This is a genomic window from Methylobacterium sp. (genome assembly GCF_019745455.1).
Lineage (GTDB): Bacteria > Pseudomonadota > Alphaproteobacteria > Rhizobiales > Beijerinckiaceae > Methylobacterium.
The window spans coordinates 26,677-38,600 of record NZ_JAIETD010000046.1 but is presented as its reverse complement, the minus strand read 5'-3'; the positions used below and the strand labels follow the sequence as shown (position 1 = coordinate 38,600).

The following is an 11,924-nucleotide window of genomic DNA, read 5'->3' as shown; positions in this document are numbered from 1 at the left end:
TGGCGGAAGGGGTGGGATTCGAACCCACGGTGGAGTTGCCCCCACGGCGGTTTTCAAGACCGCTGCCTTAAACCACTCGGCCACCCTTCCAAGCCTCTGCAGAAGCTTGGTTATTTGCCTCTGTCGAAGCAACCGAAGGCTGCCCGTTGCTACCGATTGGTCAACCTGTCGATCGGTGCTCCTGTCTATGGCTGCCCCCATGGCGACGTCAACCTTGGCGGCTGCCTTGTTCTGCATGCGGGAGAGCGGGGATCCGGCCGTCTGGCTATCGGACGGTGCCGAGGATGCACGCAGCCTTCAAGGATCTTTTGGAAGATCGTAGCGTCAGGCAGGGTCGGTCACCGGCTCGGCTGGTTCGCCCCTCCACCGGTGGTCTTGTCGTTCGGCCCGGCTCCCGTGCCGTGCGCGGCGCCCGATCGGATCTGGGTGCGGCCCTCGCCGTGAGCGTTCGGTCCGGTGCCGCCAGGGAGTGACCCGAGGCTGCCGTTCGGCGCCGTGCCGCCGCCGACGCCGTCCGCGCTGTTGCTACCGTTGGCGACCCCGGTGGAGCTGGGCTGCCGCCGGGCGACGAACTGCCGGCGACCGGAGCTGAACCGCTGCCGCTCTGGGCGAGGGCGGCGCCGGCGCTCATTGGCGAGCCGATGAGGACGGTGAGAGCGAGGAAGCAACCTGCCTGCACGCTCGGTCTCCGTTGGCCCGCGCCCGATGAGCCGCACATCTGTCACGCCAGTTGGCGGCAGATTCGGATGGTTCTGGCCTGAGGCCGCCTCAATCGTCCTGCGATCGCAGGCCCAGCACCAAGACCGTCGCCACGACCGACCCGGCGATGATCAGCGACAGGACGATCTGGTCCGTCGGGTCGTCGGTGAAGGCATGGGCCACGGCCGGCCCGATCAGAGCGCATCCGGCACCGGCCAGGATCGCGGCATTTCGAGGACTCATCGTCGACCTCGCATCGGGGCGGACGGCGCCCGTCGCGGCGACAACGTCGGCAGGAGCGGTTTCGTGCGCTCGCAGCAGGTCCCAGGCGCCATTGTGACGCGCCCGAAGACCCGTCGGGTCTCAGGCGAGGCGCACGAGACGGTCGAGCAGGGCAGGGTCGTGCAGGGTTGCGAGACGCTCCTTGGGGTTGAGCCACGCCGTGGCCTCGCTGAGGGTCTCGGCCTCGGCGAGCTTGGCATCGGCAAGCGCCCGGTCGGGATCGACGGCGCCGCGGGGGCGGGGCGCGGGAGCGGGGAGCATGCTGGCATGCGCCCGGGCAAAGCCCGGATCCGCGTGAAGAGCCGCCAGGGCGTCCGCGTCGTCGAGGCCCGCAGCCGCGTTGCGGCGGGCGAGGGTGCCGGCCTCGGTGGCGATGGCGGGCGGGTCGCGCTCCTCCGGCGTCGTCAGGAGGCCGAGGCGCTTGAGGCCGAGACCCCAGGCGAGCTGTCCGCTTGCCCAGGAGATCGGGATGGCGAGCACGAGCCCGAGGATGGTGGGCGACATCCACAGGAACAGCGAGGTCGCGATGGCAAAGGCCGCCACCCCCGTCACCAGCCCGAGCGCCATGTGCCAGCGGTGGCGGCGGACGATGTCTTTGAGCGGAATCGAGCCGTCGTCGCGACGCTGCGGGTTCCAGCCGGTATCGCGCCCGACCAGGATCTCGAAGACCGAGCCTGACTGGATCAGCATGGCGATCGGGGCGATCAGCGCCGAGAGCAGGGTCTCGATCAGGCTCGACAGGACGAGGCGGATCGCGCCGCCGCAGGCCCGGCGCAAGGGACCGTCGAACAGGGCCAGGAGGAGGCCGAGGGCCTTCGGAGCGAGCAAAATGCCCATGGTCAGCCCGAAGAGCTGGAGCGCGCGCACCGGATCGAACCGAGGCCAGGTCGGGACGAGGCTCGATTCGCCCGCGAAATAATCCGGCTGGATATAGGCCGTCTGCAGGACGAGGACGACGCCGACCACGAGCTGGGCGAGCCAGAGCGGGGAGGCGACGTAGCCGGCGATGCCGGTGGCGAAATGCTGGCGCGAGGCGACGTAGAGGCCGGCAGCCCCGATGATGCGGCTGTGCTGGAGGTTGCCCTGCGCCCAGCGCCGGTCGCGCACCGCGACGTCGATGAGGGAGGGGGGGCTCTCCTCGTAGGAGCCGGGCAGGGTCGGCAACATCGTCACGCTCCAGCCGGCCCGGCGGATCAGGGCCGCCTCGACGAAGTCGTGGCTGAGGACGTGGCCGCCGAAGGGCGGCTTTCCGGGCAGGTCCGGCAGGCCGCAGGCATGCGCAAACGCATGGGTTCGGATGATGGCATTGTGGCCCCAGTAGTTGCCGTCGGGGCCGGACCATGCCGAGAGGCCGGTGGCGATGACCGGTCCGTAGATGCGCGCGGCGAATTGCTGGACGCGGGCGAAGAGGGTGTTGCGGTTGATGATGAGCGGCAGCGACTGGATGATCCCGGAATCCGGGTCCACCTCCATCGCCCCCGCGAGGGTGACGATGCAGGGGCCGGTCATCAGGCTGTCGGCATCGAGGACCAGCATGTGGTCGTAGGCGCCGCCCCAGCGGCTGACGAAGTCGCCGATATTGCCCGCCTTGCGGTGATGGTTCTTGGGACGGTGCCGGTAGTAGAGGCGCGCCTCGGGCCCGAGGCGTTCGCGTAGCTCGAGGAAGGCGCGTTCCTCGGCGATCCAGGCATCGCCTTGCGTCGAATCCGACAGGACGAACCAGTCGAAGGCGGCGCCGTGCCCGGTCGCGTCGACCTGCGCGCGCATCGCCTCGACGGCCGCGAAGGTGCGGGCGGTGGCCTCGTTGTAGACCGGCATCACCACGGCGGTGCGGGTCGTCAGGCGCTCGGGCATTCCAGGTGGCTTGCCGCCGCGCATGAGCACCAGGAAGCCGAGGACGGCGCCCGCGAAGGCGAGCGCGATCCACGAGAAGTTCAAGATGAAGAGGACGAGCAGCACGTACTGGAGCGCCGTGGTACCCCCTGAGACCGACACGACCTCGTACATCTCGAGGGCGCCGTAACCGGTGAGCAGGGCCGCCACGCCGAACACGAAGGCACGGGCACCGAAAGGCCGGCGCTCGGGCCGCGACGGCCTGTGGGCGGCCTTTGCGTCCCAGGTCCGAAGGCTCTGGACCGGCATCGCCAGCGGTGCCTCCGGCGGCATCGCGGGCGGGAGGTTGCTGGCGAGGGGAGGGGTCAGGGCGTCCAACGGTACAGCCATGTCTCGGTGACGGGGCGATTCTCATGCCGCAACTGCAGGCGCAATTCACAGGCCTTGGCGCCGCCGGGATCGAGCTCGAACGTTACGCGCACGGTGCGGCGCTCGGGATAGCGGTGGAGCTTGCGGTCCAGGATACTACCGGGGGAAGCGGTCAGCACCGTCTGGAGTTCCGGCCAGGCAGTGAAGTCGTCGCTGGCGAAATCCACGGCGAAGCGTCGCCGGCCCTCCGCCGAGCCACGGCCGCTGCGGGTGGAGGTGACGGGAGCGACCCGCAGGCGCTCCGGCGCATCCCAGCCCCAGTTCAGGCGATAGGCGAGGCCGAGTTCGGCGCCGGCCGCCACCGTCTCCTTCGGGCGCCAATAGGCGAGGATGTTCTCGTTGGCGTCGGAATCGCTCGGGATCTCGAGGAGCGTGACGGCGCCCTGTCCCCAGGGCTCCCGCGGCGTCGCCCAGAGCGAGGGCCGCCGCTCCCATTCATTGGCGTCGTCCTGATAGGCTGAGTGGTCGCGGGCGCGCTGCATCAGGCCGAAGCCGCGCGGTTTCTCGTCGAGGAAGGAGGACACCTGCAGGGTCTCCGGGTTGCGCAGGGGCCGCCAGATCGCCTCGCCGGCTCCGGTGCGGATCTGGAGCCCGTCCGAGGCGTGGGCCCGTTCGCGGATGTCGTCGTCGCCCCGCCTGTCCGTGGGGCCGAACAGGTAGCGGCTGGTCATGCTGCCGAGGCCGAGATGATCGAGGGCGGCCCGTGCGACGATCGTGGCCGTGATGTCGGCAGTGGAGACCGGTCCGGGCCGGCACTCCAATCGCAGCGCCCCGGCGGCGGAGGCCGAGTCGATCAGCGCGTGGACCACGACGAGGTCGTGCGAGGCCGGCCGCTCGATCCAGAGGGAGCGGAAGACCGGGAATTCCTCGCCGCGCGGGTCGGCCGGCCGAAGGGTCAGGGCGCGAGCCGTAGCGCCGAGGCGCTGGCCGGCGGCGGCGAGGCGAAAGAAAGAGGCGCCCTGGAAGAGGGCGAACTCGGCGAGGTCGTCGCCGCCGAATCCGGCCCTGATGCGAATGCCCGAATAACCAGGATCGTCCTTGAAGGCCGGGAGCGCAGGTCCGCCATCGGCAAAGCGCGAAGGGTCGTAAGGGATCTGACGCGCGATGCCGTCCTCGACCACCGAGAGTGCGACCCGGTCGCCATAGACCGACCCGCGATGCAGCGGTTCGACGGTGAAGCCGAGGCCCTCACCGGCCCAAACCGCGCGGCCGGGGGCAGGACGGATGCCGGCATATTGCTCGCGGGTGAGGCTCGCGAGGGATTCCGGGAGATCCGCTGACGCCGCCGCAAAAGGCTTTGCGGCCAGTGCCCTGGCGAGGTTGGCGACGAGATCGGGAGAGAAACGCTCGGGCGCCCCCGCCTGGGGCGCCTCTTGAGCGAGGGCGCCCCCGGAGCCGGCGACGAGGAGGGCGGCGCCGGCATGACACAGGACCTCCCGGCGGGATTTACCCTCCACGGGAGCAACTGAGGAAGACCGGGTCGGCAAAGTCATGCGGCCTCATGGTTGTCGCAGTGCGGTGAGCCCGCGCCGCCCCCTTTACCATGGAGGCGCCTGAACGCGCCGTTAAGCACGATCGCCCGGAGCAGGGAAGGCGGCCCGCATTCCCGAGGGGACTCGATTCGGCTAGATCGCTGTCGACGACCCATCGGCAGGGCACGAGGCGACAGGATGACGGCCATACTCGATCCGGGCGGACGAAGCCTCACGGCAATCGTCCTCGCCGCCGGCAAGGGCACACGGATGCGCTCGGACCTGCCCAAGGTCCTGCACCGGGTCGCAGGACGGACCATGCTCGGCCACGTCCTCGCCGCCGCGCGAGGCGCAGGAGCAAGCCGGATCGCCGTGGTGGCAGAGCCGGGCCAGGCCGCCGTCGAGGCGGAGGTCGCCGCGTCCGCGCCGGGGGCGCGGGTCCATCCCCAGGCCGAGCGCCTCGGCACGGCGCACGCGGTCCTCGCTGCCCGCGAGACCCTCGCGGAAACGGGGGACGACATTGTCATCGCCTTCGGCGATACGCCCCTCGTCACCGCCGAGACCCTGACCCGCCTGCGGGCGCCCCTGGCCGCCGGTGCAGCCGTTGCAATTCTGGCATTCGAGACAGATTCTCCAACGGGTTACGGCCGGGTGCTCACCCAGAATGGCAGCGTCACGGCGATCCGCGAGGAGAAGGATGCGAGCGATGAGGAACGCCAGGTCAGGCTCTGCAATGCCGGGCTGATGGCCCTGTCCGGCCGCTACGCTCTCGACCTCCTCGGACGGATCGGCAACCACAACGCGGCCGGCGAATACTACCTGCCCGACGCGGTGGCCCTCGCCGTAGCCGACGGGCTGATGGTGGCCGTTGTGAACGTCGACGAGGCTGAGGCGCAGGGCGTCAACGACCGGGTTCAGCTCGCCGTCGCCGAGGCCGCGATCCAGCAGCGCCTGCGCCGTGCCGCCCAGCTCGGAGGCGCCACCCTGATCGCGCCAGAGACGGTTTTCCTGAGCTCCGACACGGTGTTGGGGCGGGACGTTCTCGTGGAACCTCACGTGATCTTCGGCCCGAAAGTGACGGTGGGCGACCGCTGCATCATCCACGCCTTCTCGCATCTCGAAGGCGCGACGCTGGAAGACGGCGTCGCGATCGGCCCCTATGCGCGCCTGCGGCCGGGGGCCGTACTCGAAGAGGGATCCCGGATCGGCAACTTCGTCGAGATCAAGAACGCCCGGCTCGGCCCCGGCGCCAAGGCCAACCATCTGAGCTATCTGGGCGATTCCGAGATCGGGGCGGGCGCCAATGTGGGCGCCGGCACCATCACCTGCAATTACGACGGCACCAACAAGCACCGCACCGCGATCGGAGCGGGCGCCTTCATCGGGTCGAACACAGCCCTGGTCGCCCCTGTCTCGGTGGGGGCGGGAGCCATCGTCGGGGCGGGCTCGGTCGTCACCGCCGACGTGCCCGCCGACGCACTCGCCGTAGGGCGTGCCCGGCAGGTCAACCGGCCGGACGGCGCGCGGCTGTGGCGCCAGGTGAAGGGGCTCAAGACCAAATCGTAAAGCATGGTACGTAGCAAACCGCGGCCGAGGAAGCGCCCGTAGGATTGTGTTCAAGTTTGCCGCGGCATCCTCCGTGGCGGCATCCTCCGTGAAGGCGCTTAGAGGCCGAGCATTCCCGGCCCGCGAAGTTCTGGCAATCGGGTGTCCCATTCCGGTACAAGTCCGCTACGGGCAGCCGGCGAAGATGGCGTGAGAGACGAAGAACATGTGCGGCATCGTCGGCATTGTCGGGCGGGATTCTGTGGCGGACCAGTTGGTCGAGGCCCTGCGCCGGCTCGAATATCGCGGCTACGATTCGGCTGGGATCGCCACCCTGGAGCATGGCCGGCTGGAGCGCCGCCGCGCACAAGGAAAGCTCGGCAACCTGCAAGCCCGGCTCGAGGAATCGCCCCTCGCCGGCGCCATCGGCATCGGCCATACCCGCTGGGCGACGCATGGGCGGCCCAACGAGACCAACGCCCATCCCCACGCCACGGCGCGGCTCGCGGTCGTCCATAACGGCATCATCGAGAATTTTCGCGAGCTCAAGGCGATGCTCCAGGATCGCGGCGTCCGGTTCGAGAGCGAGACCGATACCGAGGTCGTGGCCCAGCTCGTCAGCCACGAGATGGACAAGGGCCTGGGGCCGGTCGAGGCGGTCGCCGCCGCCCTGCCGCAGCTCCGCGGCGCCTTCGCCCTCGGCTTCATCTTTTCAGGCCACGACGACCTCCTGATCGGCGCCCGCCACGGCGCGCCGCTCGCCATCGGCTACGGTGCCGGCGAGACCTATCTCGGCTCCGACGCCCTGGCGCTCGCCCCCTTCACCGAGGAGATCACCTACCTGGAGGAGGGCGACTGGGCGGTGCTGTCGCGCTCCGGCGCCGAGATCCACGATTTCACGGGGGGCGTGGTCGCGAGGCCGCGCCAAAGGATCGTCGCCCAGGCCTTCCGGGTCGAGAAGGGCAACCACCGCCACTTCATGGCCAAGGAGATCCACGAGCAGCCGGAGGTGGTGGGCCGCACCCTCGCCCATTACGTCGACCTCGCGAACGGGCGCGTCGCCCTGCCGGACGCTCTGCCCTTCGATCTCAAGACAGTGTCGCGGGTCTCGATCACCGCCTGCGGCACCGCCTACTATGCCGGCCTCGTCGCCAAGTACTGGTTCGAGTCCCTCGCCCGGCTTCCCGTCGAGATCGACGTCGCCTCCGAGGCGCGCTACCGCGAGCCGCCCCTCGACAAGGACGGGCTGACCCTCGTCATCTCCCAATCGGGCGAAACCGCCGACACCCTCGCCTCCCTGCGCTACGCCAAGGCGCAGGGCCAGCACACGCTGGCAGTCGTCAACGTGCCGACCTCGACCATCGCTCGCGAGGCGAGCGCGGTGTTGCCGACGCTGGCCGGCCCCGAGATCGGGGTCGCCTCGACCAAGGCGTTCTCGTGCCAGCTCACCGTGCTCCTGTGCCTCGCCATCGCGGCGGGCCGGGCGCGCGGCACGCTCAGCCCGGAGCGGGAGCGCAGCCTGGTCGACGCCCTGATCACCGTGCCCGGCCTGATGGCCGAGGCGGTGAAGCTGGAGACCGAGATCGAGCCCCTGGCCCGCGAGGTCGCAAAGGCCCGCGACGTGCTCTATCTGGGGCGCGGCACCGCCTATCCGATGGCGATGGAAGGGGCGCTGAAGCTCAAGGAAATCAGCTACATCCACGCCGAAGGTTATGCGGCGGGTGAACTCAAGCACGGCCCCATCGCCCTCATCGACGAGAGCGTGCCGGTCATCGTCATCGCGCCCCACGACGCGGTCTTCGAGAAGACCGTCTCGAACATGCAGGAAGTTGCCGCACGCGGCGGGCGCATCATCCTGATCGGCGACGCCAAGGGTGCGGCGGAAGCGGGCCTCGAAACCATGGCGACGATGACCATGCCCGACCTCGACCCGGTCGTCGCCCCGATCGTCTACGCGGTGCCGATCCAGCTCATCGCCTACCACACGGCGGTGTTCATGGGGAAAGACGTCGACCAGCCGAGGAACCTCGCGAAGTCGGTGACGGTGGAGTAGGAGGCGCGGCCGGTTCCGAACCCTCGATCAGGGCACTCGCCCCACCCCGCATCCCATCGAAAACCGTGCTCTGGACAGGCCGGGTCATGAGCGGTCTCGTCGTTGCCTTCCTCCTCCTCGACGGCGCGATCGCCACCCACCTGCGGGTCGGCGGCCCCATCTTCAGCCACCTGCTGTTCGGCATCTCTCTCGGCCTGATGGCCTGAGGCGGACCCTGTCTGCGTGATCAGAGGCGAAGGGCGCTGATCCCGATCGCCAGATAGGCTCGGCGGCGGAGCGTGGCAGTACCGGCTTGAGATCGCCGCCACGACCCGATAACCCCTGTTTGGTCCGGGACCGGTCCCATCCCCAACGAGACACTGCCCGTGCGCGAAACGGTCCTGCCGTTACCGGAACCAGAGCCTCCCGGCGCCCGCCCCCGCCTGAGCAAGCGCGGGCGCCTGCGGACCTATTTCCTCACCGGCATCATCGTGGCCGGGCCGCTCGCCATCACGATCTATCTCACCTGGTGGTTCATCAGCCTGATCGACAGCTGGGTGAAGCCGCTGGTGCCGCCGAGCTACCTGCCCGACCATTACCTGCCGTTCTCGATACCCGGTCTCGGGCTCGTCATCGCCTTCCTGGCGGTGACGCTGCTGGGCTTCCTTACGGCGAACCTCGTCGGTCGCTCCGTCGTCGAGTTCGGCGAGGTCCTGCTGGCGCGAACCCCGGTGATCTCGGGGCTGTACAAGGGCCTGCGCCAGATCTTCGAGACGCTGTTCTCGGCCAACGGCACCTCGTTCCGCACGGTGGGCCTCGTCGAGTTTCCGGTGAAGGGGACGTGGTCGGTGGTGTTCGTCTCGGCCCCGGCCGGGCCTGACGTGCAGAACGCCCTCGGGGAGGCGGGCGAGCATGTCGGCGTGTTCCTGCCTTGCGCGCCGAACCCGACGACGGGCTTCTTCTTCTACCTGCCGCGGACCGACATCATCGAGGTGCCGATCAGCGTCGACGACGCCGCCAAGCTCGTGATGTCGGCAGGCGTGATCCAGCCCGAGGACCCGCAGGCCCGCCTCCAGGCCATGGCGGCGACCCTAAGGGCTACGCATGGAGAACCGCCTCCTCCGGTGAAGCGTCAGGCCTGAAACGCACTCGGTCGGGCGATCAAGCCGGTTGCCGCGCCAGGGCCGTGAGGCCGTCGAGGAGGATCAGTCGGCGGACCTCGTCCGCCGGCACGGCTTTGCCGAAAAGGAAGCCCTGGACCTCCCCGCACCCCTCCGCCCGCAGGCGGTCGAGCTGCCGGGTCGTCTCGACGCCCTCGGCGATGATGAAGATGCCAAGGCTCGTGCCCAGGCCGATCACTGCCCTGACGATGGCGGCGCAATGGGGGCTCGTGTCCAGTTCGGCCACGAAGGACCGGTCGATCTTGATCCGGTCGAACGGGAAGGAGCGCAGGTAGCTCAGGGAGGAGTAGCCAGTCCCGAAATCGTCCATGGCGATGCGGACGCCGAGGCTGCGCAGGGCGTGCAGCGTGGCGAGGTTCGTCTCGTTCTCCGCCAGGAGGACCGTTTCGGTGATCTCGAGTTCGAGCCGGTGCGGAGGCAGCCCGGAATCTGCCAGCGCTGAGGCGACGACGGCACCGAGGCGTCCGTCGCGGAACTGGACGGGCGACAGGTTGACCGCGAGGCGGATCGAGGCGGGCCAGGTCGCAGCCTCGGCGCAGGCGGTGCGCAGGACCCATTCCCCGATCTGGCCGATGAGGCCGCTCTCTTCGGCCAGGGGCACGAACTCGGATGGCGGAATGAAGCCGCGTTCCGGGTGGCGCCAGCGCAGCAGCGCCTCGAAGCCGGTGAGGCGCTCGTCATCGACCGAGTGGGTCGGCTGGTAGGACAGCGTGATCTGGCCGGCCGCGAAGGCCATACGCAACTCGTGCTCGAGGTTCCGCCGTGTCCTGATCGAGGTCTCCATCTCGGGCTCGAAGCAGCGATGCGTGTTCCGCCCGGCCGCCTTGGCTCGATAGAGGGCGAGGTCGGCGTTGCGCAGCAGGAGATCGGGGTCGGCCCCGTCGCGCGGCATGACGGCGACACCGATGCTGACGCCGATCCGCACCGGCTGACCCTCGATGGGGAATGGCTGGCCAAGCGAGGCGATGATGCGCTCCGCCAGGAGCGAGATCTGATCCTCGGACGCCGCGATCAGAATGGCGAACTCGTCGCCACCCATCCGCGCGACCATGTTCCCGGCGCCGAGGCAGGCCATCAGTCGCTCCGCGACACCACGCAGGAGCGCATCGCCCGCCGGATGGCCGAGGGTGTCGTTCACGATCTTGAAGCGATCGAGGTCGAGGCAGAACAGCAGGGCCGGTTCCCCGCTCCTCTGACCGCGCGCGAGGGCCTCGCCGAGGCGATGCCGGAAGAGCACACGGTTGGGCAGGTCGGTGAGGGCATCATGATGAGCCATGTGGGCGATGCGCGCCTCGACCCGGCGCCGCTCGGTCACGTCGATCACCGCGGTGAGAAGGGCCGGTCGGCCGGCGACATCGACGACACGTTCGAAAAGGTCGACCGTGATTGGCGTTCCGTCAGCACGGCGATGCAGCCAGAGCGACTCGGAACTCGACAGCGGCAACGGTTCGAGGTCCGACGCCGTCATCGTCAGGAAGGCCTCGCGGGCATGTCCGTAATGGGAAACCGCCGCATCGTTCACGGCGAGGAAGCGCTGAGTTTCCGGGTCGACCAGCCACATCGGCAGTGGATTGTTCTCGAAAAGGAGGCGGGAGGATTCCTCGCGTAACTTGAGGTCGCCGACATCCGTGAAGGTCAGGGCGACGAGGTCGCCGATGCAGCCGGCCTCGATCTTCAGGTGGAGGAGGCTTCCGTCGGAGCGCGGCACGCTCAGTTCGAAGACGTTGCGCGCCGTCGTGCCGATCACCTCTGCGAGCCGCGTCAGGGCGCCGCTTTCGAGGAGGAGGGGGGCCACCATCGCGAGGCGTTGCCATTGCAGCGCGCCGGGCGGACGCCCGAACATCCGCGCGGCCCCGTCGTTGAGGGCGACGATCTTGAAATCGATCGGCGCCCCGGCGGCATCGCGGATGGTGCTGAGGGCGAGCATGCCCTGGTCGGTGGCACCGAACATCGCCTTCACGAGGTCGTAGCGGGATTCGTCGTCGGCCACGCTCACGAGGACGAGGGGCTCGCCGTTGCGGTTTGAGAGCGGGCAGGCCAGGAGCGCGGTGCTGGTCAGGATACCGTCGGTGACGCGGTCGCCCCGCGTCACAGCGGGCTGGCCCATGAGGAGTGCCTGCGACACCGCTTCCGTGAGGGCTTGGCGCAGGTCTTCCGACAGGGTGGCGACGGATAGGCCGGACCTGATCTCGCATCCGAGCCAAGCAATGAAACGCTCTCCGCCCCAGAGGATGCGGCCGGGCTGACCACCCTCGGTCGTCACCACCGCCGCCTGGTCGGCGAACCGGCCGAGATTGCCGAGCACGACGGCCTCGTAGGACGGAATCGCCTCGCCAACCCGTCTCGCGGCGCGCCAGCGCTCCACCATGTTTGGTGACGCAAGGTTTTGGGTATCGCGCCCCATCGAACTGCATTCCGTCCTGCTTCGATGATCCTATGAGACAGGGAACC

7 protein-coding genes, 1 tRNA gene and 1 pseudogene are annotated in these 11,924 nt (G+C 69.2%); 4 read left to right on the top strand and 5 right to left on the bottom strand.

Annotated elements, in window-relative coordinates:
- From K2Y56_RS11635 to K2Y56_RS11620, 4 genes are all read right to left on the bottom strand, one after another.
- Positions 1 to 90, bottom strand: a tRNA-Ser gene (locus tag K2Y56_RS11635).
- A gap of 678 nt (positions 91 to 768) precedes the next feature.
- The gene (locus K2Y56_RS11630) at positions 769 to 942 is read right to left on the bottom strand and encodes a hypothetical protein (protein ID WP_292507547.1); all 174 of its coding nucleotides are present in this window, start codon (positions 940 to 942) and stop codon (positions 769 to 771) included.
- 120 nt (positions 943 to 1,062) lie between these two features.
- On the bottom strand, positions 1,063 to 3,204 hold the full coding sequence (gene mdoH / locus K2Y56_RS11625) for a glucans biosynthesis glucosyltransferase MdoH (RefSeq protein ID WP_292507546.1): 2,142 nt from the start codon (positions 3,202 to 3,204) through the stop codon (positions 1,063 to 1,065).
- On the bottom strand, positions 3,180 to 4,736 hold the full coding sequence (locus tag K2Y56_RS11620) for a glucan biosynthesis protein (RefSeq protein ID WP_292507545.1): 1,557 nt from the start codon (positions 4,734 to 4,736) through the stop codon (positions 3,180 to 3,182). The genes mdoH and K2Y56_RS11620 overlap by 25 nt, the downstream gene beginning before the upstream one ends.
- Before the next feature lie 177 nt (positions 4,737 to 4,913).
- Between K2Y56_RS11620 and glmU the strand changes: the two genes are divergently transcribed.
- The 4 genes and pseudogenes from glmU (at position 4,914) to K2Y56_RS11605 (ending at position 9,434) form a co-directional block, all read left to right on the top strand.
- A complete protein-coding gene (gene glmU, locus K2Y56_RS11615) occupies positions 4,914 to 6,281 on the top strand; it encodes a bifunctional UDP-N-acetylglucosamine diphosphorylase/glucosamine-1-phosphate N-acetyltransferase GlmU (RefSeq protein ID WP_292507544.1) in 1,368 nt (455 codons plus the stop codon).
- A 205-nt stretch (positions 6,282 to 6,486) separates the two neighbouring features.
- Entirely contained in the window at positions 6,487 to 8,313 is a 1,827-nt protein-coding gene (gene glmS, locus K2Y56_RS11610; RefSeq protein ID WP_292507543.1) for a glutamine--fructose-6-phosphate transaminase (isomerizing), read from the top strand.
- 113 nt (positions 8,314 to 8,426) lie between these two features.
- Positions 8,427 to 8,519 (top strand): annotated as a pseudogene (locus K2Y56_RS26465) (DoxX family protein); the annotation flags it as partial.
- 159 nt (positions 8,520 to 8,678) lie between these two features.
- Positions 8,679 to 9,434: a DUF502 domain-containing protein gene (locus K2Y56_RS11605; protein ID WP_292507542.1), complete on the top strand. Its 756-nt coding sequence runs from the start codon at positions 8,679 to 8,681 to the stop codon at positions 9,432 to 9,434.
- Positions 9,435 to 9,453: 19 nt separating this feature from the next.
- On the opposite strand, the gene K2Y56_RS11600 is transcribed toward K2Y56_RS11605, so the two are convergent.
- The gene (locus K2Y56_RS11600) at positions 9,454 to 11,877 is read right to left on the bottom strand and encodes an EAL domain-containing protein (RefSeq protein ID WP_292507541.1); all 2,424 of its coding nucleotides are present in this window, start codon (positions 11,875 to 11,877) and stop codon (positions 9,454 to 9,456) included.
- Positions 11,878 to 11,924 lie beyond the last annotated feature (47 nt).